The 26,960-nt window shown below is 46.1% G+C and carries 25 protein-coding genes and 1 pseudogene; 14 read left to right on the top strand and 12 right to left on the bottom strand.

The window, feature by feature from the left end:
* Position 1 precedes the first annotated feature (1 nt).
* The gene (locus OM978_RS15205; protein WP_264343097.1) at positions 2–868 is read right to left on the bottom strand and encodes a DMT family transporter; all 867 of its coding nucleotides are present in this window, start codon (positions 866–868) and stop codon (positions 2–4) included.
* 170 nt (positions 869–1,038) lie between these two features.
* Between OM978_RS15205 and OM978_RS15200 the strand changes: the two genes are divergently transcribed.
* The 3 genes and pseudogenes from OM978_RS15200 to OM978_RS21520 all read left to right on the top strand — a co-directional run bounded on the left by OM978_RS15200 (position 1,039) and on the right by OM978_RS21520 (position 3,777).
* Entirely contained in the window at positions 1,039–1,875 is an 837-nt protein-coding gene (locus OM978_RS15200; protein WP_264343096.1) for an alpha/beta hydrolase, read from the top strand.
* 150 nt (positions 1,876–2,025) lie between these two features.
* A pseudogene (locus OM978_RS21525) lies at positions 2,026–3,072 on the top strand (PAS domain S-box protein); the annotation flags it as partial.
* Between the two features lie 111 nt (positions 3,073–3,183).
* Positions 3,184–3,777 carry a methyl-accepting chemotaxis protein gene (locus tag OM978_RS21520; protein WP_413691234.1) on the top strand — a complete coding sequence of 198 codons (594 nt, stop codon included), beginning with the start codon at positions 3,184–3,186 and terminating at the stop codon, positions 3,775–3,777.
* A 67-nt stretch (positions 3,778–3,844) separates the two neighbouring features.
* Here the strand turns inward: OM978_RS21520 and OM978_RS15185 are convergent, their stop codons facing one another.
* Positions 3,845–4,537, bottom strand: coding sequence for a pirin family protein (locus tag OM978_RS15185; protein WP_264343094.1), 693 nt, complete (start codon positions 4,535–4,537; stop codon positions 3,845–3,847).
* A gap of 54 nt (positions 4,538–4,591) precedes the next feature.
* Positions 4,592–5,038, bottom strand: a complete 447-nt coding sequence (locus OM978_RS15180) for a DoxX family protein (RefSeq protein WP_264343092.1) — start codon at positions 5,036–5,038, stop codon at positions 4,592–4,594.
* A gap of 179 nt (positions 5,039–5,217) precedes the next feature.
* On the opposite strand from OM978_RS15180, the gene OM978_RS15175 reads away from it, so the two are divergent.
* The 4 genes from OM978_RS15175 to OM978_RS15160 all read left to right on the top strand — a co-directional run bounded on the left by OM978_RS15175 (position 5,218) and on the right by OM978_RS15160 (position 9,156).
* Positions 5,218–6,129 (top strand): LysR family transcriptional regulator, encoded by a 912-nt coding sequence (locus tag OM978_RS15175; RefSeq protein ID WP_264343091.1) that lies wholly within the window; start codon positions 5,218–5,220, stop codon positions 6,127–6,129.
* A gap of 129 nt (positions 6,130–6,258) precedes the next feature.
* Entirely contained in the window at positions 6,259–7,731 is a 1,473-nt protein-coding gene (locus tag OM978_RS15170) for a sodium:solute symporter family protein (RefSeq protein WP_264343089.1), read from the top strand.
* A complete protein-coding gene (locus OM978_RS15165) occupies positions 7,724–8,317 on the top strand; it encodes an HAD family hydrolase (RefSeq protein ID WP_264343087.1) in 594 nt (197 codons plus the stop codon). Before OM978_RS15170 ends, OM978_RS15165 begins: the two co-directional genes overlap by 8 nt.
* Positions 8,318–8,421: 104 nt before the next feature.
* Positions 8,422–9,156 (top strand): helix-turn-helix domain-containing protein, encoded by a 735-nt coding sequence (locus OM978_RS15160; RefSeq protein WP_264343085.1) that lies wholly within the window; start codon positions 8,422–8,424, stop codon positions 9,154–9,156.
* A gap of 37 nt (positions 9,157–9,193) precedes the next feature.
* Here OM978_RS15160 and OM978_RS15155 read toward each other — a convergent pair whose 3' ends face one another.
* From OM978_RS15155 to imuA, 5 genes are all read right to left on the bottom strand, one after another.
* The gene (locus OM978_RS15155) at positions 9,194–9,994 is read right to left on the bottom strand and encodes an ion transporter (protein ID WP_264343083.1); all 801 of its coding nucleotides are present in this window, start codon (positions 9,992–9,994) and stop codon (positions 9,194–9,196) included.
* A gap of 76 nt (positions 9,995–10,070) precedes the next feature.
* A complete protein-coding gene (locus OM978_RS15150; protein WP_264343082.1) occupies positions 10,071–10,469 on the bottom strand; it encodes a hypothetical protein in 399 nt (132 codons plus the stop codon).
* Between the two features lie 152 nt (positions 10,470–10,621).
* On the bottom strand, positions 10,622–13,735 hold the full coding sequence (locus tag OM978_RS15145; protein ID WP_264343081.1) for an error-prone DNA polymerase: 3,114 nt from the start codon (positions 13,733–13,735) through the stop codon (positions 10,622–10,624).
* Entirely contained in the window at positions 13,735–15,228 is a 1,494-nt protein-coding gene (locus OM978_RS15140; protein ID WP_264343080.1) for a Y-family DNA polymerase, read from the bottom strand. Before OM978_RS15140 ends, OM978_RS15145 begins: the two co-directional genes overlap by 1 nt.
* 11 nt (positions 15,229–15,239) lie before the next feature.
* Positions 15,240–15,923: a translesion DNA synthesis-associated protein ImuA gene (gene imuA, locus OM978_RS15135; RefSeq protein WP_264343079.1), complete on the bottom strand. Its 684-nt coding sequence runs from the start codon at positions 15,921–15,923 to the stop codon at positions 15,240–15,242.
* A gap of 173 nt (positions 15,924–16,096) precedes the next feature.
* On the opposite strand from imuA, the gene OM978_RS15130 reads away from it, so the two are divergent.
* From OM978_RS15130 to OM978_RS15115, 4 genes are read left to right on the top strand one after another with little or no spacing between them, the layout of a single operon-like run.
* Positions 16,097–17,284 (top strand): MFS transporter, encoded by a 1,188-nt coding sequence (locus tag OM978_RS15130; RefSeq protein WP_264343078.1) that lies wholly within the window; start codon positions 16,097–16,099, stop codon positions 17,282–17,284.
* Positions 17,285–17,303: 19 nt separating this feature from the next.
* Entirely contained in the window at positions 17,304–18,185 is an 882-nt protein-coding gene (locus tag OM978_RS15125) for a DMT family transporter (protein WP_264343077.1), read from the top strand.
* 7 nt (positions 18,186–18,192) lie between these two features.
* Positions 18,193–18,888, top strand: a complete 696-nt coding sequence (locus OM978_RS15120) for a 2'-5' RNA ligase family protein (RefSeq protein WP_264343076.1) — start codon at positions 18,193–18,195, stop codon at positions 18,886–18,888.
* 36 nt (positions 18,889–18,924) lie between these two features.
* Positions 18,925–19,635, top strand: a complete 711-nt coding sequence (locus OM978_RS15115) for a ZIP family metal transporter (RefSeq protein ID WP_264343075.1) — start codon at positions 18,925–18,927, stop codon at positions 19,633–19,635.
* Here OM978_RS15115 and OM978_RS15110 read toward each other — a convergent pair.
* Complete coding sequence (locus OM978_RS15110) at positions 19,632–19,979, bottom strand: MGMT family protein (protein WP_264343074.1); 348 nt, start codon at positions 19,977–19,979, stop codon at positions 19,632–19,634. The genes OM978_RS15115 and OM978_RS15110 overlap by 4 nt on opposite strands.
* A gap of 85 nt (positions 19,980–20,064) precedes the next feature.
* Here OM978_RS15110 and OM978_RS15105 point away from each other — a divergent pair, with 85 nt between their 5' ends.
* Positions 20,065–20,253 (top strand): oxidoreductase-like domain-containing protein, encoded by a 189-nt coding sequence (locus OM978_RS15105; RefSeq protein ID WP_264343073.1) that lies wholly within the window; start codon positions 20,065–20,067, stop codon positions 20,251–20,253.
* Here OM978_RS15105 and OM978_RS15100 read toward each other — a convergent pair.
* On the bottom strand, positions 20,240–21,097 hold the full coding sequence (locus OM978_RS15100) for a YkgB family protein (protein ID WP_264343072.1): 858 nt from the start codon (positions 21,095–21,097) through the stop codon (positions 20,240–20,242). The two genes, OM978_RS15105 and OM978_RS15100, sit on opposite strands and share 14 nt — an antisense overlap.
* 64 nt (positions 21,098–21,161) lie before the next feature.
* Positions 21,162–21,572, bottom strand: coding sequence for a YccF domain-containing protein (locus OM978_RS15095; RefSeq protein ID WP_264343070.1), 411 nt, complete (start codon positions 21,570–21,572; stop codon positions 21,162–21,164).
* Positions 21,573–21,821: 249 nt separating this feature from the next.
* Between OM978_RS15095 and OM978_RS15090 the strand changes: the two genes are divergently transcribed.
* On the top strand, positions 21,822–23,414 hold the full coding sequence (locus tag OM978_RS15090; protein ID WP_264343069.1) for a peptide MFS transporter: 1,593 nt from the start codon (positions 21,822–21,824) through the stop codon (positions 23,412–23,414).
* Between the two features lie 59 nt (positions 23,415–23,473).
* Here the strand turns inward: OM978_RS15090 and OM978_RS15085 are convergent, their stop codons facing one another.
* Positions 23,474–24,511 carry a hypothetical protein gene (locus OM978_RS15085; protein WP_264343068.1) on the bottom strand — a complete coding sequence of 346 codons (1,038 nt, stop codon included), beginning with the start codon at positions 24,509–24,511 and terminating at the stop codon, positions 23,474–23,476.
* Between the two features lie 202 nt (positions 24,512–24,713).
* On the opposite strand from OM978_RS15085, the gene OM978_RS15080 reads away from it, so the two are divergent.
* Complete coding sequence (locus OM978_RS15080) at positions 24,714–26,945, top strand: S46 family peptidase (protein WP_264343067.1); 2,232 nt, start codon at positions 24,714–24,716, stop codon at positions 26,943–26,945.
* Positions 26,946–26,960 lie beyond the last annotated feature (15 nt).

The raw sequence follows: 26,960 nt of genomic DNA, 5'->3' as shown, positions 1-26,960 counted from the left end.
ATTAGCTTGCTTTGGGGCTTTGACTTAACCAGGCCTGTGCTACACCAGAGGCTAAAATCAGTAGAGCTCCAAGCCATTGCAATAACGACATAGGTTCGGCAAATAACAGCCATGCCGCAATAATCACCACCACAGGTTCCAGATAAGCCAGGGTGCCAAAGACTCGTGTCGGTAAATGTTGAATGGCCTGCAAAGCAAATATCAAAGCTAAAAAACCCGGAAATAAACCTGCAACAATAAGCCAGGGCCATTGAGCAAATTCAGGCCAGGGCTGATTTATCATCAAAGGTAAAACACACAAAGAACCCACCACAAGCTGATAAAAGCTTTTGTGATACAAAGGCACAGTGTCAGGCACTTTTTTATTCAGCAATATAAAAGCGGTGTAGGTGACTAAAGAGGCCATCGCATACCAAAGCCCTTGTTGTTGTTCAATGCGGCTATCGATCTGAAACTCCTGCAGCATAGCGAAACCAAAAAATGCCAATACAATCAACAATAAAGTTCGGCTTGTTAAGCGTTCTGCGAATAAGAAATGGGCGAGGATGGCCGATAATGCCGGTGCCAGATACACCAGCAAAATAGCCAAAGTCAGTGAAATCGTCTGAATAGCGGATAAAAAACACAAAATAAAACTGGCCAGCAAGACACCATTCAGCAGGACTAAAACGGGTGGTTTTCCAGCTAATAACCGCAGTTGCCCTGTAAAAGCTAAATACAAAGCCAGAATTAAAGCGCCTACACCTAAACGGTAAAAAGTCAGGCTGGCAGGGTCTATTTCACTGTAACGGGCAATGACACCAATAGTGCCCATCATGGCGGCCGCTAAAGCGGCCATATAAAAATAGCGGTAAGACGAAAAATTCATACAAAGGGCCACAACGGGAATCAGAGTGAGGCGCCACTTTAGCTGGCTGTTTTGCGCAATTCAAGGTGAGATGGCGGGCTGCATTCTGTAACATTTTTTATTTGGTGTTTTTAAAGAAGCTGGTTAGGCTCAGCTTTTTGCATTCTGTTATTACTTAAGGAGTTGTGGTGATGCGTCAACTTATTTTAGCTCTACCCTTGGTGTTGATGGCTTGTACTGAACCACAGCAACAAAACAAAGTGTCTACCGCAGCAGCGGAAGTGACGGTATTGAATGAAGCATTTGTGATGCCGGGCTTGAACCGTAGCAGGCAAGTGCGTTTGTATTTACCACCGGGCTACGGCACATCAGACAAAAGCTACCCTGTACTTTATATGCATGATGGCCAAAATGTATTTGATAGTGCGACAGCGTACGCTGGTGAATGGGGGGTAGATGAAACACTGAACGATCTGGCCGCCTTAGGCCAGCTTGAGCTGATAGTGGTGGCTATCGATAATGGTGCTGAAAAGCGTATGACGGAGCTGAACCCTGCGGATCATGCTGAGTTTGGTAAAGCTGAAGGCAAAGCTTATGTGGAGTTTATAGCCAACACAGTGAAACCTTATATCGATCTGCATTACCGAACTTTGGTTGATGCTGAGCACACTGGCATTATGGGCAGCTCTATGGGGGGCTTAATCAGCCATTACGCCATACTGCAATTCCCACAGGTATTTGGTAAAGCGGGTATTTTTTCTCCTTCTTATTGGGCAGCTGGCCAACAGGGCAGTTGGTTTGAAAATCAGCCTGCTGCACAAGAGGCACTTTTGTATTTTTATATGGGTGGCAAAGAAGGAGACTCTATGGTGCCGGATGTCGAGCGAGTTTATCAGGCTGTACTTAGTAAAGGCCATGCAAAAGAGCAGACTCAGTATCACCTGGTCGCGGATGCAGAGCACAATGAAGCTGCATGGCGGAATGAATTTAAAACTGCAGTTTTGTGGTTATTTAAGGCCAGGAAATAAAAGACTCTTACCTTGAGTCTTTTCACTAAAACAATGATCTTTAGCCTGTTGGCAAAAAAATATCTGAATTTTCTGTACTAAATCAATCACCTGCCTATAGTTAAAACGGTACCAATTCAGGATACTGTTACAGCAAGGGAGTGTGTGGTTATGTTTGGTTTTAATTCAAATTCGGACAATATCGTCAACGCCATTAATACAACTCAGGCTGTGATTCAGTTTTCGCTGGATGGGCGTATAGAGCACGCCAATGATAATTTCCTTAACCTGATGGGGTATCAGCTACAGGAAGTTAAAGGTAAACACCATAGTATTTTTGTTGAATCAGGTACTGCCAACTCAGCGGCCTATCAGCAGTTTTGGGCTGATTTACGTAACGGTAAGCCTCAAACTGCTGAATTTAAGCGTATTACTAAAAGTGGTAGGGAAGTCTGGATCCAGGCGTCATACACTCCCATTCTCAAAAATGGCAAAGTTCATCATGTGATTAAGTTTGCCTCTGATATCACAGAGCAGGTGTTAAAGCAGGCTGACTTTGAATCTCAGCTGCAGGCTATTCACAGAGCTCAGGCTGTGATTGAATTTGATCTGGACGGAAAAATCTTATTTGCCAACCCTAACTTTCTGAATTTAATGGGTTATAGCTTAAAAGAAGTAACTGGGCAGCATCACCGTATTTTTGTTGACCCTAAAGAAGCCGCATCGAACAGTTACAGCGATTTTTGGCGTCGATTGAGGGAAGGAAACTATCAGACGGCCGAATACAAAAGATTGACTAAAAGTGGCAAGGAAGTCTGGATCCACGCCACTTACAACCCGATCAAAGGGCCAGATGGTAAAGTGCTGAAAATAGTGAAATTTGCCAACGATATCAGCCATGATGTGGAGCAGAAAAAAGAGTTTCGTTTGCTTTCTATGGTGGCGAATGAAACCGACAATGCAGTGTTGATTTCTAATTCAGATCGCCAGATCCAGTATGTCAACAAAGGCTTTAGCCAGATGACGGGTTATGCACAGCATGAAGTGTTAGGTCACAGAGCCAGAGAGTTTTTAGTGGGGCCTAAAACGGATCCTGTTACTAAAGATCGGATTGAAGCTGAATTAAATGCACCACGGGCTTTTTATGATGAAATTGAAATTCATCGTAAAGATGGCTCCTCCTTGTGGATTTCTGTCACCAGCAACCCGGTGTACGATGAAAATGGCCAGCACAGTAATTACATTGCGATTTTAGCTGATATCAGCAAAGTAAAATCTTCAGCTTTGGAATATCAAACCCGTTTTCAAGCGATCAGCCAGTCGAATCTGATGCTGGAGTGGAATAACGCCGGGCAATTGATGGATATCAATGACTATCCTCAACGTCAGTTTAAGCTTAATAACGAACAGTTCAGCCGTGCCGTTGCCGATTGGCGCAGTTTTTTAAATCAGGATCAGGCCGCTAAAGTGCTGGCAGGACAAAGTGTAGTTGCTGATATTCATGTACAGGCCAATGGTAAACAATTAGGTATTGCTGCGACCTTTTGTGCCGTCAGGGATACCTACGGCGAATTGCAAAAAATTATTATGTTTGGCTCTGATATTTCAGAACGTTTATTAGTGGTGCAAACCAGTGATTCAGTGATGTCTGAACTGGTCAGTTCAGGCCAGAGTATCAACAATATGGTGTCCTCTATTAACTCCATTGCTGATCAAACTAATCTGTTAGCGCTGAATGCTGCTATTGAGGCAGCAAGGGCAGGTGAGGCCGGACGTGGTTTTTCTGTGGTCGCCGACGAAGTTCGGCATCTGGCGTCTAAAGCCAGTGCTTCAGCCAGTGAGATTAATTCGGTGGTAGGGAAAAATCAGTCGTTGCTGAACAGCTTGTCTGAAACCTTAAACAAACTGAATAAAAGGGACTAGGTCATTTTTATGGTCATAGTCAAAGCAAGAAAAGAAGGGAGCAAAAGTGCTCCCTTCTTTTATTAAGTTAAGGCAAATCAAACCATAAAGCTTTGATCGGACCTTGAGTGGCTAAGGCTTTCAGTTCAGTTTGTTTACTGATTTTTGCGCCATCACCTGGTTGCATTGGGGTGCCGTTTAACTCTAATTCGCCTGTAATTAAATGCAGGTAGAAGTTACGTTTAACAGTCACAGGCAACTCAATCACATCATGTTCACTTAACAATAGTTGCGATAAATAGGCATCCTGCTTGATCTGCAAGGTGCCGTCACGACCGTCCGGTGATATCACCAGCGTTAAGCCAGGTTCAGCTTTAAAGTCTTTTTGCTGATAACCTGGTACACCACCAAATTGGTTCGGCTGGATCCAAATCTGCAAAAACTTTAAGTTGTCTTTATCACTGGCGTTAAATTCGCTGTGATAAATGCCTTTACCTGCACTCATCAACTGGAATTCTCCTGCTGGTAAAGTTTTTACATTACCGGCTGAGTCTTTGTGGGCAATTTGCCCTTCCAGCACATAACTGATGATTTCCATGTCCTGGTGGCCATGAGTATCAAAGCCAGCTGCTGCATCTACTTCGTCATCGTTAATCACTCGAAGTGCTGAGAATCCCATATGAGCCGGGTCGTAATAACGGCCAAAAGAGAAGCTGTGCTTGCTTTTTAACCAGCCGAAAGCGGCTACGCCACGGTCGGTAGAGCGTCTTAATACAATCATTTTGTACTCCGGCAGACTCTCTCTGTTGTTGAGAGAGTCTATTTGAGTGGATTATTAGTTCAGTTTCTTCGCGATAATGGCGTCGACTGAAGCTTTACCTGCACCGCTGAACAGCAGAGAAACGCTTGCTGCTAACAGGGCTAAAGCAAATTCGTAACCGTTGGTGCTCATAAAGAAACCGTTGGCGAAGTGCACTTTAAAAATGGCCACTAACATGGCGATAATTAAAGTCACAGCTGCAGGTCGGGTCAGTACACCAAACACCAAGGCCAGACCACCAAAAAACTCAGCTGCACCAGCTAAAAATGCCATCAGTACACCTGGAGCCAGACCTATGCTTTCCATCCAGCCGCCAGTGCCTTCTAAGCCGTAGCCACCAAACCAGCCAAATAATTTCTGAGCACCGTGTGCAGCAAAAATAATACCGACAGGAACTCGTAAAGCTAAAGCGCCAAAACCTGCGTTAGTACCAAAAATTTTCTGTAAAGTTGCTTTGTTCATCGTATTCACCTTTAAATAAATTGACCGTTAGTTAGGGTTGTCAGACTGCTTTAAACCGCTTGTCAGTTCCGATGTGTGTACTTTAGAACGGCTTGCATTTTTAAAAAAGCGGAATAAACTGAGTTTAATATTCAAAATATTTGAACATCACTCCGTAAAGGATCCACACTAAGGTTTTTATGGCTAATCATCCTATTCTGACGCTGGACGCTTTACGCGCCATGGACGCTATCGATCGCAAGGGCAGCTTTGCGGCGGCCGCTGAACACTTATATAAAGTACCTTCTGCTTTAAGCTATACCATCGCTAAATTAGAGGCCGACCTGGATGTGCAGCTGTTTGATCGTTCTAAGCAAAAAGCCCAGCTGACTCCGGCGGGTCAGCTGTTATTACAGCAGGGGCGTGAGTTATTGCAAGCCGCCAGCCGGTTGCAGGATGCAATTAAACAAGTGGATACCGGCTGGGAAACCCAGTTTGTTATTGCCAAAGACAGCATAGTGCCGTATCCGCCTGTGTTGAGTTTAATTAATGAGTTTATGGCGCTTGGCAAAATGACTGAAGTCAGCATGCGTGAAGAAGTCTTAGGCGGTGGTTGGGAGGCTTTGGAAACAGGACGTGCTCAAATTGCGGTAGGAGTGTCGGCTGATATGCCCAAAGGTAAATATGAGTTGGTGCCTATAGGTGAAGTGGAATTTGTCTTTGCTTTATCACCTGTGCATGAACTGGCCAATATCAACAGGCAGATTGATTTAGCTGATGTAGAGCAGGAAACCGCTATAGTAGTTTCAGATTCTGCTTTAGATGCGCCTAAACGCAGTACAGGTTTATTTACCACCCGCCGGGTACTTAGAGTCAGCTCCATGCAAGCCAAAATTGCAGCTCAGGTGCAGGGCTTAGGGGTTGGATTTTTGCCTAAACATTTGATCCGGGATGAGCTGGCCAGAGGTTTATTAATAGCCAAAAAAACCAGCATTCCCAGGGATAAAGCCATGTTGTATCTGGCCTGGCAAAAACAAGGTCAAGGCAAGGCGCTGCAATGGTTTAGCGAAGCTTTTAGTCAATATCCATGGGCGCCAGTCTGGACAGAGTAAAGAGTGAAAAAACTTCAGCCAAAACAGCATATTTTTGCTGTATTTCAACAAACTGATTGGTTAAAGTAGCGCCAATTTTACTGCCGCGTTATTGCGGTTCTATTGTCGGGTAAGAAGGGTTGCCGCCTTATGTTATTAACCTTAGTCATTTGTTATTGGGTGTTTTCTGTAGCTCTGGGTTTGTGGGCTGCACTTAGAGTAAAAAACACCCGTGATTTTGCCGTCGCTGGCCGGCATTTGCCTTTTTATATGGTCACAGCAACAGTCTTTGCCACCTGGTTTGGCAGCGAAGCTGTATTGGGTATTCCCGCTACTTTTATTGACGGCAATTTACGTGACATAGTGGCCGATCCTTTTGGCGCCGCTCTTTGTTTAATTCTGGTCGGGGTGTTTTTTGCCGCACCTTTGTACCGGATGAAGTTGCTGACCATTGGTGACTTTTATAAAAGACGCTACGGCCGCTCTGTTGAAGTGCTGACCACTTTAGCCATAGTCTTGTCCTATCTGGGCTGGGTTGGCGCGCAGTTAACGGCTTTGGGTCTGGTGTTTAATGTGGTATCAGACGGTGCTATCAGCATGACAGCTGGTATGTGGATTGGCGCTGGCAGTATTCTGATTTATACCCTCTTTGGTGGTATGTGGGCTGTGGCTATTACCGATCTGGTACAGATGATAGTGATAGTGCTTGGGCTTTTATATATAGGCGGCGAGGTGTCGGATATGGTCGGTGGTGTGTCCGTGGTGGTGAACCATGCGGCAGCTGCGGGCAAACTGGAGTTTTGGCCAGAAGCTGATTTAAAAGCCATTATCGCGTTTATGGCTGCGGCTTGCACCATGATGTTAGGCTCTATGCCACAGCAGGATGTATTTCAGCGGGTGCAGTCGGCAAAGTCGGAAAAAATCGCAGTCTGGGGCTCTATCCTTGGTGGCTCTTTGTATTTCCTATTTGCTTTTATTCCGCTTTTTATTGGTTACGCCGCCACTATAGTAGCGCCGGATATGGTGAAAAACCTGATGGCGTCCGATTCGCAGATGATTCTGCCACAATTGGTATTGCAGCATATGCCATTGATTGCTCAGGTCATTTTCTTCGGTGCTTTGTTATCCGCTATTAAAGGTTGTGCTTCAGCGACTTTGCTGGCGCCTTCGGTGTCTTTTGCCGAAAACATTCTCAAACCTCTGTTGCCACCTCTGGAAGATAAACAATTATTGCGGCTGATGCAGGCGGTGACGCTGGTGTTTGCTGCTTGTACTCTGGCTTATGCACTGAACAGCGAATCTACCATTTTTGGTATGGTGGAAGATGCCTATCAAGTGACTTTAGTGGCTGCTTTTGTGCCGCTGGCATTTGGGGTGTACTGGCGCAAAGCCACCAATCAGGGCGCTTTAATGGCTATAGCTTTTGGTGTCAGCACCTGGTTAGGTATTATTTTCCTAGGGCCTGAAGACCCTTATGTGCCAGCTCAGTTTGCCGGATTACTGGCAAGTATTGCTGGTATGTTGATTGGTTCACTGATGCCACAGTACCTTGAGCATGATCACGCTGTGCATGACAAATTACATCGGGGTGAAATGGCGCATACAGGGCAGGAGCATGTCTGATTTTCTGGATCAGATTAAAGCAGTCGTCTTTGATTTAGACGGAACGCTAGTCGATTCGCAGCTTGATTTTACTGAGCTGCGTCGCCGTCTGGGCTGGCCTGAGCAAACCCTGATCCTCGAGCATTTAGCCACTTTAAGCTGCGCGGTTGAGAAACAACAAGCTGCGCAGATTATTGTCGACTTTGAACTGGAAGGCGCTCGCAAAGCCAGCTGGATGCCCAATGCGGATCTATTGTTGCAGCAGCTCAATCACAGACAAATGCCGATGGCTATTTTGACCCGCAATATGCGTCAGGCTACAGAGCTTTGTATGCAGGCATTGAATATACCTATTGATTTGGTATTAACCCGTGACGATGCGCCAGCTAAACCTCAACCTGAAGGATTGTGGCTAATAGCCGAACGTTTGGGTGTGATGCCCAACGAAATGCTTTATGTCGGCGATTATCTGTTTGATATCCAAACTGCCCGTAATGCCGGTGCTTATTGTTGTTTATACCGTTATGGCGATAACCATATTTACGCGGAGCAAGCCGATTTAGTGGTCGATGATTTATTGGATTTGTTAGTGCATTTGCAAAAATAGTTTAATTAAGTATCTGATATTCTTAATATTCATCATTATTCTGCTTCCTATTTCTTAAGGAATTCCCGAGCATAACCAGGACTTCAACACACAAGGAGCTGTTCATGACTTTAGGTGAATACATTAAAGATACACGTGCAAAAATGCAGTTAAGCCAGCCACAACTGGCGGAGCAAATAGGCATCGAACAATCTTATTTATCCAAACTTGAAAACGATAAGTCTTTGCCCTCCAATGAGGTCTTCCGTCGGCTATTAAGCGCTTTGAATGTACCTTTAGCTGTTTTTGTCGCGGCTTTTTCTACACAGGAACAACAACAGTTGACCGCCATAGCGGATGTTGAGCTTTACCTTAAACAGCAGGGCAATAAACAGCAACGCAATTTAGGCTGGTTAGTGCTGAGTTTAAGTTTTGTATTTGCTTTAGGAGCTGCCTGTTTTTATGCGGGGTTTCAGGCTTTATGTTTTCCTGAACGAATGTATCAGTATGAATCTCAGGGAGTTGTATTACCGGGTGAATCGGCTTTTGTATTTACTGACTGGGATCAAAATTTTCCAATGCTGACTGGTACCGGTGAAGAGATGCGGCAGTCGATGAAAAATAGGGTTGAAAAAGAACAGTTGATGTATCAGCGTTTAGTCCAACTGACAGAATATAGTTTTGAACATAAAGGCGAGTATTACATTCGCGCTGTGGATGGTGGTAGTCGTACTTTTGAATACAAAAGCGCCAATCGGGTCAGTCGTATTGGCAACACTGTACTGCAACTGCTTGGCTTATTTTTGATGGTATTTACTGCTGTGTTAAGTCTGGGCCGCAAGGCTTTACTAAGGTTTTGAATAAAAGGGCCAGTACTGGCCCTATGTTAGTCGGCTACTAAATCTCTTTATCCAGTACCTTCGGCAGGCGGCGGTGTTTTTCTTTGGCTTCTTTAATAGCGTCACTAAAAGCGGATGCCAGAATGCCTGTAGGCACTGCAATCATGCAAATTCCCGTTACTGCGGTAATGCCCGCCAAGACTCGCCCAAGTACAGTAATAGGATAGACATCGCCATAGCCTACAGTAGTTAAAGTTGCGACAGCCCACCAGGTGGCCCGGGGGATAGAGCCAAAAGCTTCTGGCTGAATATCGCCTTCCACCAGATACAGGCAGGTAGCGGCAAACAACAAAATAATCAGACCAAAAATACCACTGACCAAGAGTTCATAAGTACGGCTGCGAATAGCTTCGGCTATACATTCCAATGCGGTAGAAAAACGGCCAAGTCGTGCTAAGCGCACTACACGTATTAATAACACCAGACGTAAAATCACGCCGCCATTGCCCAGATAAAGCGAAAAGGCGACTAAAATCGCCAGTAAGTCGGCCAACGCAAAAAAGGAAAAGAAATGTTGCCAGCGGCTTTTTATCGAATCGTTTTCAATGCAAGTCCAAAGTCTTGCCAGATACTCCAGCAAAAACAGCGAACCTAAAGCCAGCTCTGTGTAACGAAACCAATGTTCGTGGCCTTTGCTGATATTGGGTTCGGTCTGAATAATGGCCAGCAGAATACCTGCAAGTATCACCAGTGCTATGGCTATGTTGAGCGGAGACATACCGCGGCCTGAATACAACACAGGGTCGAGCTGATGAGCCAGACGGGAGCGGAGTTGATGTAACAGACTGTGATCGTGCATAACACACCAGAGTGAAAAGCTTTGGCTAATTGTCTCGGCAAGAGCTTGATATAGCAAGGTTATCTTTTACTAATAACTAAAATCCTGTCAGCACTTGATCCAAAGTACCCAGGCTGTGCTGTGACAGGGCCTGTTGCCGTTCCTGTTCAGTTAAAATCCCTACAAAAGGAGTGCGGCGGCGTAACTTACGTAAATAGACGCTGTCTTCTGTGATGCCTGCACAAAACTGTTCCGGCTGCTGATACAACTCCAGTACGGATACCCAATGCAAATAAGCACCATAACCCAGCTGGCCGTTATCACGGCGTTCGTCCAGCTTGGCTTTAACTTGCTCCAGTAAAGCAGGCTCTGCCAGCAATTTGGCCGCAATAGCCTGATGCAGCACCCGAATTTGCCGGTCGATATTTTCATCTTTAATACCGGTTTTTTTCACCCTGTAGGGTCTGTCTCTTTTATTGCTTTTAGGTGTCCACATCGTCTTTATTCTTCAATGTTAATTAATCAGAACCCAAAATAATTGATGTTGCAGCGAGGCGACAAGCGAACGAGACCCCAGGAGCATAGTAGTCCTATGTGACTGGGGCGAGGAGCGCGGTCAACAAAGTTACGGCTTCAAGTATGAAGGGTTTAATGGAATTCTCTGGAATAGGATCTTAGTGATCCTAACAATGGCGTCAGGTCGGTTAAGCGACCGGCGATAATATGAATCACACCGTCTTTTTTCTCCAAAATGCCGTTGACCTTCAATAGTTTAGATTTTAAATAGGCCTGACGTTGCGCCGAAGCTGTGGCCGACCAGACCACTAAATTACTAAAACCTGTGCCATCTTCCAGCGTGATAAAAGTCACACCAGAGGCAGTGCCAGGGCTTTGCCTCGCTGTGACTAAACCTATTACAGTCACAACTGATTTATGGTTCAGTGCAGAAAGCTCTGCTGCCTGCGCAAATTTACCCAGTACTCCTTGTTGCTTTAATAACTGCACCGGATGAGTACGTAAGCTCAAGCCTGTACTTTGATAATCTTCCACCACTTCAGCCAGTTCTGAAGGCAGAGGCAACTGGTACTGAGTTTGATAAGGTTCTGCAGCCAGTAAAGGCAACTTATGATGCTGGTCCAACAGTTGCCAGCGTGCCTGATAGCGTTGCCCTGATAGTTGTTGCAAGGCATTGGCACTGGCAAGAGCCGTTAAATCACCATCACTCAAGCCAGATTGAGCTACTTCAGCAAGTTGCTGATAACCTCCCTCTGGCCTGTGTTTTAACAAAAGCCGCGCCCCTTGCTGGCTTAAACCTTTGACCAGCCGTAGCCCTAAGCGGATGGCAAAACCTGAATTCGCCTTACAAGAGCTTGGCAGCATCAGATGATCCCAATCGGATTGATTAACACAAACAGGCAACACCTCCACATCATGTTGCCTCGCATCCTGAATAAGTTGGCTGGGTGCATAAAACCCCATAGGCTGGCTATTTAGCAAAGCCACATAAAAAGCTACAGGGTAATAATATTTTAAATAAGCCGAGACATAAGCCAATACAGCAAAACTGGCTGAGTGCGATTCAGGAAAACCATATTCACCAAAACCACAAATTTGCTGGTAAATACGTTCGGCAAAGTCTAGTTGATAGCCTCTGCTTAACATGCCGTCTATTAGTTTTTGTTTAAACTGGATCAGCTCGCCGGTTTTCTTCCAACTTGCCATAGCGCGGCGTAGTTGATCGGCTTCACCACCACTAAAGCCTGCGGCCACCATCGCCAGTTTAATCACTTGTTCCTGGAAAATAGGCACACCTAAAGTACGTTCCAGCACTTTTTGTACTGCAGCAGAAGGGTAAGACACGGCCTCTTCGCCATTGCGGCGTTTTAAATAAGGATGCACCATATCGCCCTGAATAGGGCCTGGCCGTACTATGGCTATCTGGATCACTAAATCGTAATAGGTCTTTGGGCGAAGGCGTGGCAACATCGACATTTGGGCGCGAGATTCAATCTGGAATAAGCCTATAGTGTCGGCTTTTTGAATAGCTTCATATACCTTTTGATCGTCACCTGCTTTGGTGATAGCAGCTATGTTTAAGTCGGTATTCTGGTAACGCCTGACCAAATCAAAAGCTTTGCGAATCGCGCTCAGCATGCCTAATGCCAACACATCCACTTTTAATAGCTTTAACGATTCCAGATCATCTTTATCCCATTGGATCACAGTGCGATCGGCCATGGCTGCATTTTCCACCGGTACCAGTTCATACAAAGGTCCTTCTGAAATAACAAAACCTCCTACATGCTGGGATAAATGCCGTGGCATGCCCACTAACTGCTGCACTAACTGCACCAGAAGCTGAGCTTTTTTCGCCTGAGGATCCAGCCCCAACTGAGTCAGCTGGCTGCTCCAGTGCTGACTTTTATCCCGCCTGTGCAGGTTTTTTAAGAAAAACTCCACCTGATGCAGCTCAAACCCCAAAGCTTTACTGATATCCCGAAAAGCACTTTTAAAGCGATAACAAATGACAGTAGCTGCCAGTGCTGCGCGTTCACGGCCGTATTTCTGATAAATATACTGGATCACTTCTTCACGGCGTTCATGTTCAAAATCTACATCTATATCAGGAGGTTCTGCCCGTTCTATGGAAATAAAACGTTCGATTAAGACCTGAATTTGCCGTGGATCCACAGCAGTAATAGCCAGGCAATAACAGACCACAGAGTTAGCCGCCGAACCACGGCCCTGATACAAAATCTGTTGTTTTTGCGCAAATACCACCAAATCATGAATAGTTAAAAAGTAGAAGGGATAATTCAGCTGCTCTATTAAATCCAGCTCTTTATTGATGGTCTGCTGGATATCAGCAGGCACCCCTTCAGGGAAACGTTGTTTCTCGCCTGCTTTCACCAAATCCCGTAAATGCTGCATGGCGGTTTTGCCTTCAGGCACTAGTTCAGCCGGGTACTGGTAACTTAATTCATCCAAAGAAAAATGGCATAAATCAGCCAGTTTCTGGCTATTGTCCAGAAGCTCTGGCGGAAATAACTGCTGCAGTTTTTTAATGGGCCTTAAGCTTTGTTCGGCGTTACTTAACAGCTGCCGCGCCATATCAGGCACAGCCATGCCAGCTTTAATGGCGCTTAATGCATGTTGCAAAGGCAAACGGCTGGCTTGATGCATCAGCACTTCACCTGTTGCACAGCAGGGCAGTTGGAGCTTCTGTGCCAGTTGTTGGCAATAAGGCAGATAAAACTGATCCTGACTTTGTAACTTGCGGCTGGCCCCAAGCCATAACCGTTCTGCATGATGTTGATTTAACCAGTTGCCCCAGTACTGATCGGTCTGATGATCGCCACTAGGTTGCCAAAGGATCTGACAATGCTGAACACGCTGAATATCCCATTCGGCCAGCTGATACGAGCCTTTTTCGGCGCGGCGTCTGGCCTGGGTAATAATGCGGCATAACTCGCTATAGGCGGTTTTGTTCGGACACAAAAGCACCAGCCTTAGCTGCGGGTTCAGTACCAGCAAGGAGCCAATAATCAGCTTCAGTGGCAACTGCTTTTCTTTGATCTGATGGTGAGCGCGTACTACGCCTGCCAGCGAGCATTCATCGGTAATAGCCAGTGCCTTGTAACCTAAAATAGCGGCTTGTTGCACCAATTCAGCCGGACTGGAAGCGCCTTGCAGGAAGGAGAAGTGGCTTTGGCAAACCAGCTCAGAATAGTCACTGTGTGTGGTTGAGTTTTGGCTTTTCATTAGCTGAAATACCCCTGCAGGTACAGCTGTTCCGGCTTTTGTAAATCACGAAATAACCACAACCACTGGCCTTGCGCATTTTGGCCGACATAATAATCACGGTGCTGGCTCTGTTGTTGCCACCAGCCACTGCTTAAACGTTCAGGGCCATAATGCAGCAGCAACTGCTGTTGCTGCTCTGTATCCAGAGCCAAAGGTGGCTCCACTAAAAATGCTGGCCGCACCGCAGCTAAAGTGCCGGCAATAGCAGCTTGTGGCTCTAAAGCAGCAGCATAACTACTGGCCTGTTCAGGCAGCAGATCATTGTGGAGACAAGGGCTTGTGACCTGATCTTTACCTAAACGAGCCTGCAGTAATGACAAGAGCTGCAAGGCAGAGTATAGCTGTGCTTTACCTGCCTCCAAATGGCCAGCAAACAGGGTTTTATACTGAGCGTAACGTGGCCCACTGCGCCTTAAAATCAGTTTCAGCTGGATCACAGGTTTTTTCAGCTTTAAGCGCTCCAGCTGCAATTCGCCAATCTTCAGCCAGTCTTTGCTTTGGTATTCACCCTGAGCTGAATGCAATTGCAGCTGTTGCTGCTGATCCTGGCGCTGTAGTAAGCAAAGCTCCAGCTGGTAGGCCAATTGATCCCGTTGTTGTAAATACAGCTGCAGTAAACCAAACAAATGCTGCAAAGGCCCAAGCAATTGGTCGCTGCGTTCCATTTCGTACAGCAGTTCCAACTTCTGCTCAAAGTGTTCTGCGGGTTGAATAAACTGCAGTAACGCGGGTTTTGCTCCTGTCAGTTGTTGTAAATACTGCAGCATTTCAACACCAAAACGCCTTACCAGTTCAGCCTGTGGGATCTTCAATAGATCACCAAGCTGTGTCAGTCCAAGCCGCTGTAATTGCTCCTGTAATTTGTCTGGCAATTGGGCATGTTGCAGTTGAAGAGCTTTGAGTTGCTGCTGAATTTTATCGCTTTGCAGTAAAAATTGATCCCAGTGCTGCTGCGCCAGTAAGCGTGCGACTAAGGGCTGCTGCGCTGTGGCAAAATGATACTGATAACCTGCTTGTTGCAGCACCTGTTGTATCTGCTGCCAGAACTGCATAGCTCCACCATACAAAGCCAGCATGGGGCTTAATTTCAGTAATAAACCTGAATCAGCTTGCAGCGCTATATCGGCACAGTATTGATACAACAGCTGAGCTAACTGCTGCAGTTGTTGCTGTTCTTGATCCACCTGATGGGGTACCAGCTGCAATTGATGGCATAAAGAGGCTGCGGACGCCAATCCCATACCCAAAGCTAAACCTGCCTGCCTGGCAGCAGAGTTGAGTTGCAGCAACTGATGGTCAGCACCTACTATCGCTAGCGGAGCTGTTAAATCAAGATGATGACTTTTACCCTGACCAGATAAGGCTGTAGTTGTGTTTTGCAGCAATACCAATTTATCTAGCTGCAATTGCGGGAAATATAAATACAACCAAAATTCCATCTGGGCGGACATACTGAATAGCCTCAGCTGACTCTGGATAAAGGTGGGTTGGAATACTGCTTTTGCTGTAACTCTGGCTTTATAAACTGTGGATAGAGCTCTGCCCATGGCAGCACTAATTCCTGTTGTTGCCAGCCCCCTTTACGTTTCAGAATACGGATCTGTAAACCAGTCGTCGCCGGAGTCAGTTGCAAACTTAAAGCCCAGGGCAGCAGTTGTTGTTCCGCCATTGCCTGACGGAAAAAATACAACTGGCTTTGGCCTTGTGCCGCAGCTAACTGCAAACGTTTGAGCTGGGTTAAATTTAAGTTGTTTTGCCAGAGCAACACATCCATACAACTGCCACTTTTTAAGCAGAGTTCTGCCGCCCAGAGTGCATCAGCTGGGCGGGGGGCATTCAGTTGCAACACCTGATGCAAAGGCCGCTTTTGTTGCAGCAGGTATTCAGCGCAGAGAGTGGCTGGTGGATTGATCCAGATTTGCAGCAGCTCAGATCCGGATCCTTCCAGTGCTTTTTGGATCAATTGCAATTCAGCACAAGCGCCATGGCTTTGTAATTCAATGACGTTATGCTGTGGCCAGCCGCCGCCCAGAAGCTGATCCAAAGCAGTAAAGCCTGTGCTTTGACAATGTTCATAAGGCGCTTCGGTTTGACTGGCCTGCCAGATCAGTTGTCTGTTCTGTAGTTGTTGCAGCAGAGCATTCATGATTTTTATCTCAAAATACTGTATATAAAAACAGTATAAAAGATCTGTTTTGGATCGCAAGGATAAAGTCAGGGTTTTCTGATCTTTTGCTTCGTGTCGATCAGGGCGTAAGAATTATGTTAATCTGCGCGGCTTTTTAGTGTCCTCTGGCGCTACATCATCTTGGTACTGATATGACTGAAACCACAAAATTTACTACGAAAACCTGGATTTTGATCCTGAGTTTAGTGCTGATCGCTCTCACCTTACGGCCTTCCATGGCCTCTATCGGGCCTTTATTGCCTTTGATGCAACCTGAACTGCATCTGTCTTTTACTCAGGCTTCGTTACTTACCATGTTGCCTGTACTGGCGATGGGTTTAGGCATCTTTTTTGCGCATCAGCTGGCGGTGTGGTTTGGCTCTTATCAGGTGATCTTTTGGGCATCCATCGCCATAGCTGCCGCCACGGCGCAACGTTATTGGGCTGTAGGCGCTTTAGATTTAACCTTAAGTGCCATAGTGGCGGGTTTAGGTATTGCCATGGTACAGGCTGTGGTACCTGGGGTCATTAAACAAAAATTCAGTACCAAAGCGCCTTTAGTCATGGGCTGGTATATATCTGCCATTATTGCTGGAGCTGCTTTAACTGCTTCTTTAGCGGCATTCTGGGCTGACTGGGCACAAAGCTGGCGGGTGGCTTTATCTGGTTGGGTGGTTTTATCTGTAGTGGCTTTGGTTTTGTGGTTTTCGCAAAAAAACGCTATTCAAAACTTGCCTGTGGTGCAGTCGCAACAAAAGCCGCTAAGTTTTCGTAAATACGGCAGAGCCTGGACCTTAGCGATGTTTTTTGGTCTGGTCACTTGTGCTTTTACCTGTGTGCTGGCTTGGTTACCTGCTTATTATGTGGAGCTGGGCTGGAGTGAACAAAAAAGTGGTTTGCTACTGGGTTTATTGCTTTGCATGGAAGTAGTATCTGGTTTTATCAGCCCATGGCTTGCCAGTCGTAAAGCCGATCGTCGCCCTGTGATGTTGGTTTTATTGGTGTTGATGGCGACAGGTTTTGCCGGTTTAGTGGCTGCACCTGCGCTGGGTTTAGTTTGGGCTTCACTCTTAGGTTTAGGTATTGGCGGTTTGTTTCCATTGTCTTTGATTGTGTCTATGGATCATCAACATCAGCCTTCCTCTGCCGCCAGTCTGACGGCTTTTGTGCAGGGCATAGGTTATACGCTGGCGGCTTTTTCACCGCTGATTGCTGGTTTTATCCGTGACTTTAGCCAAAGCTTTAGTATCAGCTGGTTATTATTAGCTGCTATAGCAGTACTTTTGATGGCAATGGCGACACGCTTTAATCCGGCGCTTTACAGCACAAAATTTCAATGAGCTTTTCAGGGAGTCGACCATGCAAGCCAATCTGATGTTATTACTGGCCGCTGCGATCTGGGGTTTAGGTTTTGTTGCTCAGCGTTTGGGCATGGACCATTTAGGGCCTTATTCCTTTAATGGCATACGTTTTTTTATCGGTGCTTTAAGTTTATTGCCCTTGATCTGGTGGTATAAGCATCAGGGCAAATTACAAGATGTGGACTGGAAGCTGTTGTTGTGGGCTGGTTTACCAGTGGGAGTTCTGCTGTTTATCGCTGCATCACTGCAGCAAGTCGGGCTGTTATACACTACAGCCGCCAATGCAGGCTTTATTACCGGGCTTTATATAGTGCTGGTGCCGCTGTTGGGTATTTTCCTTAAACATAAAATCAGCGGCAATATCTGGCTCGGCTGCGCTATTGCCGTCTCTGGTTTGTATATATTGAGTGTTGGTGACAACTTTTCAGTGAATTTTGGCGATTTATTGCAGCTGATAGGTGCATTTTTCTGGGCAGCGCATTTACTGACTATTGATCACTACAGCAAAAAAGTGCCGCCTATTTTATTGGCTTGTCTGCAATTTGTAGTCTGTGGTGCCTTGAGCATGTTAGTGGCTTTTAGCATTGAAACACCCACAGTCACTAATGCGTTATTAGCCTGGAAGTCGGTGCTTTATGCAGGTGTGGTGTCAGTGGGTATTGCCTATACCTTACAAGTGATGGCGCAAAAGCATGCCCATCCGGCCCATGCTGCCATTATCTTAAGTTTAGAAACCGTTTTTGCCGCTATAGGTGGTGTATGGATGTTGGGAGAAGAGTTGAGTAGCAGGGCGCTGACAGGCTGTGGCCTGATGTTGCTGGGTATGCTGGTGTCCCAACTCCCACTGCGCTGGTTATTGCGCTCCAAAGCTTTTACTTAATCAGCTGATGATGGCCAAGCAGCAACTGCAACAGCACTATCAGGCCTTGTGGCAGCAGTCTTTGCTGAAGTTTGAACAACATCAGTTTGAAACTGACCCTCTGTTAACTGCTAAAGATGACAAGCGGTATGGTATTACTTTGTTGGCACGTCCTTCAGAGCAGGTGAAACAACAAATCCAGCATAGTCTCGCAGAGCTGATGCAGCTTGAACCAGCGCAGTATTATTATCCGGCGACAGATTTACATCTGACGGTTTTGTCACTGATTTCCTGTTATTCAGGCTTTGCTTTATCGCAAATAGATAGAGCGGCTTATGTGGAATTAGTACAACAAGCAATTAAAAACACAGGCCCATTTCGTCTGCATTTTCAGGGGATCACCGCATCGCCTTCTTGTGTGCTGGTGCAGGGCTTTTTTGAAGATCAGCAATTAAGTCAGTTAAGAGAAAAGCTGCGCTCTGCCTTTGGGCAATCGACTTTGCAACATTCGATTGACCAGCGTTATGCCATCCAAACGGCTCATATGACAGTGTTACGTTTTAGCCAACAGCCTGCACATCCCGAGCTATTCCTGCAGAAAATCAAAGCATTAGCTTCAGTGGATTTTGGTAGTTGCCTGATTGAAGAGCTGGAACTGGTCGGCAATGACTGGTATCAGCGTCAACAAAATACTGTACTGATCAAGCGCTTACGGCTAGGCTGATTTTATTCAAATCAGGACAGGGTTGTTGTCATTCTTATGTCAGATCTACTCAATGTAATTCTGCTCACTTTGGCTACAGGGCTTGCTATGCCTTTAGGGGCTTTGCTGGCTAAGTTTGAGCATATTCAGTCGGATTGGCTGGAACAAGAGTTCAGGCACAGCATTATGGCTTTTGGTGCAGGTGCCTTGTTATCTGCTATTGCTTTAGTGCTGGTTCCCGAAGGCATGAAGGCACTCTCACCTGTGGTGGCTTGTAGCTGGTTTATTGGCGGCGCTGCTGTTTTTATGTTGCTGGATATCTGGCTCAGCAAACACCAAACCTCTGCCAGTCAACTGATGGCCATGCTGGCAGATTTTTTACCTGAATCATTGGCTTTAGGTGCAGCTGTTGCGGCAGGCGGCTCTCAGGCTTTATTACTGGGGGCTTTAATTGCGCTGCAAAATGTCCCTGAAGGCTTTAACGCTTACCGTGAACTCAGACAATTTTCGACTTATTCAGGCTGGGTCATAGTAGCAAGTTTCACAGCTATGGCATGTTTTGGTCCGCTTGCGGGGCTGATTGGTTATTTCTGGCTGGCAGAATCACCGGCTCTGGTGGCTATGATTATGTTGTTTGCAGCTGGTGGTATTTTGTATTCGCTGTTTCAGGATATAGCGCCACAGGTCAGGTTAGAGCAGCACTGGGCTCCTCCGATGGGAGCTATTGCAGGTTTTGTCACTGGTATGTTGGGTTATATGTATCACTAATACTGCAGTTTAAAGAGCAGTTCTGATAAATCGGGTTGCCACCAGAAATCTTTGGCCACCCGGCCATTACGTACTATCACACCTTCGGCCAGCAGCAATTGTTGTTGTGCTAAAGCTTGAGGTGTACCAGCCACAAAAGCCAGCTGACCACCAGAACGCATCACTCTGTACCAGGGCAGTTGCAGTTCATCCGGTGCTAACCCCAGTGTTTTTCCCACTAAGCGGGCACGGCCGGGCAAACCCGCTAAATCGGCTATCTGACCATAACTGGCAATTTTCCCAGCCGGAATTTGTAACACCGTTTGCCAGATTTTTTGTTGTTTAGAAGGGCTTTGTTGCTGCATCAAATCTCTGCTTTAAAAGCACATCAGTGGCTGAATGTTAAAGCACAATGCTACAATGCCGCCGCCTTTTTTGCCGGAGTTTTTCATGTTTACCACTATTGACGGTATTCGGCTGCGTATCCCCACCGAAGAACCTGTAGCACCAGAGAGCAGCGATTGTTGTGGCAGCGGCAGCTGTTGCCCTTGTGTCTGGGATTATTACCGCGCCCAGCAAAAAGCCTGGTTGGCCCAGGGTTCTGATGCTGATACTAAAACCGAAGCTAGCTCTGGCTGATCTGCTGTTGCCTTTTTGCAGTGAAATCTGCAGTGAAATACCAGTTCAGTAACAACAGCATAGAGGCAATAAACCATAAATCTTTGATTAAAAACTGGCCTGAAGCTGTCAGTAGTCCATTGGCCGAAAATGCGCCGGGAAAGCTCAGCAGAAAACTTTGAGTGGTCAAAAATACCGCCAGACACATTAGCCAGCCTGGTAAAAACAACCAGCGGTACTGCAAACCTGCACCTAACAGCAGCAGCGCCAACAGATCATAAATCCCTATCAAATTGGATGTGGTTTGTAGATCAAACAGCAGATACAACCAGCTCATAAGTGGTGAGCTTTGCACCAGATCCACTATACCTTCAGCTTCAATCTGAGTGAACTTCATACCGCCAATCCATACCAAAACTAAAGCCACAGGAGCGTATTGCACCCAGTGTTGCACCTTGCTCTCTGGTCGCCAGAAGTACCAGGCCAAAGCCAATAAAGCAGCATATTTAATAATGCCCTGACCAGAACCAATAGCAGGGAAACCACCCAAACTTTCAATCCAGTGGATAGAGCCCGTCAGCGACACTAAAGGTGGAATAGCACAAAGCAGCAATAACAAAGCCAGAAGTTTTTTCAGTGAGCCATAGCGCAAAGTCAGCCAGGGCAGTAGCGCAAGCAGGCCAAACAAAATGGAACTTAACTGCCGGACCAGTGGCAGATCCGCTTCTTTATTGAATTGGTAAAAGCCAAGAATTTTCACCAGCCCAGCATCTACTCCTGTGAAACTGGATAACGCCAGCAGTGCAAAACTCAGGCTGATACAAGCAATAACGACAACAGATAATAAGGGCACTGACTTCTTCACTGGCGACTCTCCGATTAATGAACGCCAAGAAGACCAGTGCCCCGCTCAAATTCTTTCATTAAAGTTAGTAGGCTTTATTGACCACTGTACGGCCTATAGGCGCCAGACTTAAAGTTGCCAGTTTTAAGTGAGCTAAGCCAAATGGAATGCCGATGATGGTGATAAAACACGCCACGGCATGGAACAAATGACCCAACGCCAGCCAGAAACCGGCAAATACAAACCAAATCACATTACCAACAAAACCCAGCGGGCCAGTGCCTATATCGGAAATGCGGTTTAAACGTTCGCGATTGACATGTTCGTTGCCAAAAGGCCAGAACGCCATTTCACCAATCACAAAACAGGCGCGGCCAAAAGGAATAAACACAATACTTAAAAAACACAGCAAGCCAATACACCACCAGGCCAACCCCATTAAAAAGCCACCCATTACAAACCAAAACAGATTAAATATCAGCCTTAAAGCACCCATGGTCGTTCTCCTTTTTTCACTTATGCCAAAAGGGTTACAAGATTAAGGCCAGTTTTAATTGTTATATAAATCAGTGGTATAGGTTTTTAACTTGGAAGTTGAACAGTAAAAATCACCATTTAATAGTGAATTTCGCCGCTGGCTTTGCTGAATGACTGGCAGGAAAAGCTTGCTGAGTCGGCTGGCAACAGCTTTAATAAGGCCGTTTTTATAATACATAACTAATAACTACAGTATCCGCGGATCCCTATGACTACTACAACTCTTCCTGTACAGCGACAGCTGTTGGGCCATCCTGTTGGCCTTTATGTCTGCTTTTTCACAGAAATGTGGGAACGTTTTGCTTTCTACGGCTTAAAAGCCCTGTTGTTTTTATACCTGACCAAACACCATTTATTTTCTGATAACGACGGTTACATCCTGCTCGGTACTTATGCCGGTTTAGCCTATGCCTTGCCTGTGGTCGGCGGATTGTTGGCAGATAAATACCTCGGTATGCGAAAAGCCGTCACCTTTGGTGGCGCTTTAATGGCTGTGGGTATGCTGGGTATGGCCTATCGAGGTCATGCTGCTACACCAGAGATGGGCTTTGACAATGTTGCAGTGCAAATTATGTATTTGTCGCTGGCATTGGTGGCTGTAGGTGTAGGTTTTTTAAAGCCCAATATTTCCACCATAGTAGGGCGCTTATACGAAGATAACGATCCACGCCGCGACTCAGCTTTTACCGTGTTTTATATGGGCATCAATATGGGCGCCTTTATCTCCAGTTTGTTTGTCGGCTGGGTCGGTATTGAATATGGCTGGGAATATGGCTTTGGCTCTGCGGGCATCGGCTTGATTTTAGGTTTATTGGTGTTTGTTACCCAAACCAAACATTTACAAGGCCAGGCTGAACCAGGTCGTCCAGAGCTTTTGGAAGAAAAACGTTTTGGTATTCGCCGCGAAACGCTGATTTATATCGGTGCTTTGGTTGGCGTTATTGTGGTCCAGCAAATTCTACAAACCCGTTTTGACTTTGGCGCTTTGGCTGCCATTTTAGGCCTGGCTGAAGGCACAGAAATTACGGCCACTGAAGTGGTGGCTATTCTGATGACCATCGCTTTACTCATCTGGTGGTTTAAGTTTATTTTTGTAGAATGCAGCAAAGTTGAACGCGCCAATATGATAGTGCTGATGGTGTTGATTGGCATCTCCGCTGTGTTCTGGGGATTGTACGAACAAACCTACGGCACCTGGCTGGCGTTTTCCGACCGAGTGATGAACAGCTACACTTTCAACCTTTTAGTCAGCGACTTTACTCCTAACGCTTCGCAATTAACCTCAGTGGGGGCGTTGTTTATTTTTGCTTTGGCTATTCCTTTTGCCTGGCTCTGGCCTGTGTTGGATAAAAAAGGCTGGAACCCGTCAGCCCCTGCCAAATTTGGTTTTGGTTTGTTATTCGCAGGTCTTGCGCACTTTGTGTTGCAATACGCAGCGCTTAACCCTGAAGCCAACGGTTTAGCTGGTTTCTGGTGGTTTATTCTGGCTTATCTGGTGCTGGAAATTGGTGAGATGGTGTTATCCCCTATAGGTTTATCGGCCGTCACTACCTTGTCCGTTAGCCGCGTGGTTAGCCTGATGATGGGCGTCTGGTTTTTAGCTTCGGCCTTCGGTGAAATGTTGGCTGGCCGTTTTGGTACCTTAGCTTCGATGCCTGCAGGTACGGACACAGGCACAGCCTTGGCTATTTATGCCGATGTGTTTTCTATTCTGGGTTGGGTAGGTGTGGGCTGCGCCATCTTTATGTTTGCCTTAACTCCTCTGTTAAATAAACAAATTCGTCAGGCGCAAAACGATTGATTATTTAAACTACGCACGCAGACAAAGGCCGGAGTTATATCCGGCCTTTGTATTTCTGGTTATCTCTGTTCTGGTGTTTCAGCCTGAGTGGACGGAAGTAAAGCCCGGCCTGTCACGCCAGCAGGAAAAGCTGGTGAGTCACAGACCCGCACTTTGTAGCTGTACCCTACAGGCTGAGTAGCATCAGGTGTGATGACCAGTACTTCGTAATCGTTGATATGCACCAGATGTTCAGGTGGAGTGAGTTTGCAACTGGAGGCGCCCATACTTTCGATATGGTAGTTAAAAGACGCCACCAGTTTATTTAACCACAGCATAGTGGGAAGTTTAAAACCGCGATCGCCCATTATATAGCCATCATCGATAAATACCTGAAACTCAGGGACTTTGGTGTGAGGGCCTTTTGGCTGCTGTTGCTGCAATTCTGCTTCGCGTTTTTCTATTTCTTCCACTTGTTTTTGCACAGCTTCAGCGGTGTTTTGCTGTTGTTGTCCGGTTTCTCCCCAATTTAAAAATTGCTCCGGATGACCGCTGAAATAGCTGGCTAAGGTGAAAGTTAAAATGATGGTGACTACAGGCAAATAAATAATGCGAGCGACTAAAGTCCAGACCGGAAAGACTTCGTCATCCAGCAGATGTTTGGACGGAACTCCAAAAGGCCGCAGCATCAATAACAACATGACTTTAAATAAATGCAGCATGGAGTAAAACTGTAGAGTCAGCATACTGCCAATTAAAGTCCAGGCAGGGGCTAGTAACAACGCAGCTAAGTTGACGCTATAAGGCACCACATTGGGCCTGATGCCAATCACGCCGTTGACAATAGATTCGGCATAAGCAAAAGAGAAATTCAGTACTATGGCGTAAAAGGTCAGAATACAGGCTTTGCCCAGCAGGCTATGCCACCAAATCGCAAATCGTTGCCACATCTCTTTAGCTGTTGCCAGCAGCAGTAACACTGAGCCAATCTTTGCGAAAACATAGTTGTCCGCACCCAGTAGCAAAAACAACAGAAAAAACACAGTGGCCAGTAAATAACACCACTGCGCAAAATGCAGCTGCGCTAAACGGGGGAAACGTTCGTTCCATGGTTGCATAAGTAGTTGATCCATCGTGTTGTTTTTATACCGCTATTGTTAGCACGAGGCCGCTTTTTGCTCAATCCATCTGACAAAAGAATCTTGTCTGCAACTGGACTTAAATTTCCCACGCTGAGCTAAACGAGGTTGCACTGGAACGCTTTACATGGATAATTTGCGCCGAACTTTTGCATTATAAAAACGACAACCAAGGGATCTTATGAAATCTGCCTACCTGCTCAGCGCGCTGGCGCTTAGCCTCAGTTTCGCCACTACGGCCGACGAAGGCCAATGGCAGCCGCACCAACTGGCTGAATTACAAAATGAATTAACCGCTAAAGGTATTAGTATTCCGGGTAAACAACTGGCTGATTTAAGTCAGTACCCTATGAATGCTATTGTCAGTCTTGGTTATTGCTCTGCTTCTTTTGTATCGCCAAAAGGCTTGGTGGTGACTAACCACCACTGCGCTTACAACGCTATTCAGAATAATTCGACTAAAGATAATAACCTGATTGATAGAGGCTTTTTAGCCAAAACTATGGCTGAAGAGTTGCCAGCAGGACCACAGGAACGCTTGTATATCACTGAAGCTGTGACAGATGTTACAGCACAAATTACAGGTGCTCTGGCTGCGGGTTTATCAGGTAAAGAGCGTTATGAAGCGATAGAAGCCAACCGCAAAGCGCTGATTAAAGACTGCGAAAGCGATGCAAACTACCGCTGCTCTGTGGTGAGTTTTCACCATGGCATGGAGTATTTCCAAATTAAACAGCTGATGCTGCAGGATGTGCGTTTGGTGTATGCACCGTCAGAATCTGTAGGGAATTACGGCGGTGATATAGATAACTTCGAATACCCACGCCATACAGGCGATTACACCTTTATCCGTGGTTATGTCGGTAAAGATGGCAAACCAGCGCCTTATGCAGTGGATAACGTGCCGTATCAAAGCAAAAACTTCTTAAAAGTAAATGCCAGTGGTGTACGTCAGGGCGATGGTATTTTATTAGCAGGATACCCGGGCCAGACCAGCCGTTACCGTTTAGCCGATGAAATTTCTTTTGCTGCCGACTGGCAATACCCGGCTCAGGTAAAAACCTATCAGCAAATGATCAATACCATAGACAGCTTAGGTGCGGCTGACGGCGATTTAAAAGTGAAATACGCCTCAACCGTTAAAGGCCACAATAACCGCATGAAAAAGCTGCAGGGTTTATTGGACGGTTTTAAAGTTACAGATATTCAGGCCATCAAAGAAATGCAGGAAAAAGCTTTGCTTGATTGGATTAAAGCCGATGAAGCCCGCAAACCTTACCAGCAAAGTATTGATGCATTAAAGCAGGTAATAGACGCGGAACAGGCTTTTACCCAGCAAACCTATTACTTTGAAGCGGCCAAACGTAGCGATTTATTACAAGCCGCTATGCTGCTGTACCGTTTAGCGCAGGAAAACCAAAAGCCTGACGCAGAGCGGGAAATGGGCTTTCAGCAACGTGACTTAAAAATGATCGAAGGCCGTTTAGCCCGGATGGAAAAAAGCTTCCACCCAACTATGGATATCGCCATTTGGTCAGAACAGTTAGCCGGGTATTTAGCTCAGCCTGATGCGGTGCGTGTAGCAGAGCTGGACGCTGCTTTAGGTTTAACTGCAGGCATGACACAAGCACAAGTTGCCGAAAAACTGACAGCGCTTTACCCACAAAGCAGCTTAACCAGCACAGAAGGCCGCACCGCTTGGTTGGGTAAAGCACCTGCTGATTTTGCGCAGAGTGCAGATCCATTTATTCGTATAGCTGTGGCTATTTCTGATAAAAACCTGGCTTTAGAAGCACAAGATAAAGAGCTGAAAGGCCAGTTGTCTCAAGTGCGGCCAGCTTATATGCAGGCCATTATTGCCTACAACAAAGCGCAGGGAAAACCAGTGTACCCTGACGCCAATAGCACCTTGCGTATTACCTATGGCTCAGTGGACGGTTATCCGGCCAAAGACGGTGTATATAAAACGCCTTTTACGTCAGTGAAGGGTTTAATCGCCAAACGTCAGGCTGATTACCCATTCAACGCACCACAAAACTTAGTAGATGCCTACCAGTCTGGTAAAACTGCAGGCTATTTTTATGCCGACTTAGCAGCCCAAAGCAAAGAGCCATGGTTCTGCGCTATTTTTAGTTGCCCAAGAAACGACGTAAAAGCTTTTAACTCAGTGCCGGTGAATTTCTTATCCAGCGCCGACACCACAGGCGGTAACTCAGGTTCAGCAGTGATGAACGGCAAAGGCGAACTGGTCGGCTTAAACTTCGATTCGACCTATGAGTCCATCACCAAAGACTGGTACTTCAACCCGGAAATCACCCGCGCCATCCATGTGGATATCCGCTACGTGCTGTGGATGATGCAATACGTTGATAACGCTGATAATTTATTGGCTGAGATGGAAATAGTCCGCTAATTTTCAGGTCTATTA

The organism is Rheinheimera sp. MM224, from assembly GCF_947090785.1.
Taxonomy (GTDB): domain Bacteria; phylum Pseudomonadota; class Gammaproteobacteria; order Enterobacterales; family Alteromonadaceae; genus Pararheinheimera.
Note: the sequence above shows the minus strand (reverse complement) of the source record. Positions and strands in the feature narration are given on the sequence as shown.

Excerpts from the sequence above, each read along its gene's own strand:
- OM978_RS21520 (WP_413691234.1), top strand. The coding sequence starts at position 3,184 with ATGCTGGAGTGGAATAACGCCGGGCAATTGATGGATATCAATGACTAT.
- OM978_RS15175 (WP_264343091.1), top strand. The coding sequence starts at position 5,218 with ATGGCTAATCATCCTATTCTGACGCTGGACGCTTTACGCGCCATGGAC.
- OM978_RS15200 (WP_264343096.1), top strand. The coding sequence starts at position 1,039 with ATGCGTCAACTTATTTTAGCTCTACCCTTGGTGTTGATGGCTTGTACT.
- OM978_RS15170 (WP_264343089.1), top strand. The coding sequence starts at position 6,259 with ATGTTATTAACCTTAGTCATTTGTTATTGGGTGTTTTCTGTAGCTCTG.
- OM978_RS15120 (WP_264343076.1), top strand. The coding sequence starts at position 18,193 with ATGATGGCCAAGCAGCAACTGCAACAGCACTATCAGGCCTTGTGGCAG.
- OM978_RS15150 (WP_264343082.1), bottom strand. The coding sequence starts at position 10,469 with ATGTGGACACCTAAAAGCAATAAAAGAGACAGACCCTACAGGGTGAAA.
- OM978_RS15115 (WP_264343075.1), top strand. The coding sequence starts at position 18,925 with ATGTCAGATCTACTCAATGTAATTCTGCTCACTTTGGCTACAGGGCTT.
- OM978_RS15185 (WP_264343094.1), bottom strand. The coding sequence starts at position 4,537 with ATGATTGTATTAAGACGCTCTACCGACCGTGGCGTAGCCGCTTTCGGC.
- OM978_RS15110 (WP_264343074.1), bottom strand. The coding sequence starts at position 19,979 with ATGCAGCAACAAAGCCCTTCTAAACAACAAAAAATCTGGCAAACGGTG.
- OM978_RS15130 (WP_264343078.1), top strand. The coding sequence starts at position 16,097 with ATGACTGAAACCACAAAATTTACTACGAAAACCTGGATTTTGATCCTG.
- OM978_RS15205 (WP_264343097.1), bottom strand. The coding sequence starts at position 868 with ATGAATTTTTCGTCTTACCGCTATTTTTATATGGCCGCTTTAGCGGCC.
- OM978_RS15155 (WP_264343083.1), bottom strand. The coding sequence starts at position 9,994 with ATGCACGATCACAGTCTGTTACATCAACTCCGCTCCCGTCTGGCTCAT.
- OM978_RS15160 (WP_264343085.1), top strand. The coding sequence starts at position 8,422 with ATGACTTTAGGTGAATACATTAAAGATACACGTGCAAAAATGCAGTTA.
- OM978_RS15090 (WP_264343069.1), top strand. The coding sequence starts at position 21,822 with ATGACTACTACAACTCTTCCTGTACAGCGACAGCTGTTGGGCCATCCT.
- OM978_RS15080 (WP_264343067.1), top strand. The coding sequence starts at position 24,714 with ATGAAATCTGCCTACCTGCTCAGCGCGCTGGCGCTTAGCCTCAGTTTC.
- OM978_RS15165 (WP_264343087.1), top strand. The coding sequence starts at position 7,724 with ATGTCTGATTTTCTGGATCAGATTAAAGCAGTCGTCTTTGATTTAGAC.
- OM978_RS15095 (WP_264343070.1), bottom strand. The coding sequence starts at position 21,572 with ATGGGTGCTTTAAGGCTGATATTTAATCTGTTTTGGTTTGTAATGGGT.
- imuA (WP_264343079.1), bottom strand. The coding sequence starts at position 15,923 with ATGAATGCTCTGCTGCAACAACTACAGAACAGACAACTGATCTGGCAG.
- OM978_RS15125 (WP_264343077.1), top strand. The coding sequence starts at position 17,304 with ATGCAAGCCAATCTGATGTTATTACTGGCCGCTGCGATCTGGGGTTTA.
- OM978_RS15105 (WP_264343073.1), top strand. The coding sequence starts at position 20,065 with ATGTTTACCACTATTGACGGTATTCGGCTGCGTATCCCCACCGAAGAA.
- OM978_RS15180 (WP_264343092.1), bottom strand. The coding sequence starts at position 5,038 with ATGAACAAAGCAACTTTACAGAAAATTTTTGGTACTAACGCAGGTTTT.
- OM978_RS15085 (WP_264343068.1), bottom strand. The coding sequence starts at position 24,511 with ATGCAACCATGGAACGAACGTTTCCCCCGTTTAGCGCAGCTGCATTTT.
- OM978_RS15145 (WP_264343081.1), bottom strand. The coding sequence starts at position 13,735 with ATGAAAAGCCAAAACTCAACCACACACAGTGACTATTCTGAGCTGGTT.
- OM978_RS15140 (WP_264343080.1), bottom strand. The coding sequence starts at position 15,228 with ATGTCCGCCCAGATGGAATTTTGGTTGTATTTATATTTCCCGCAATTG.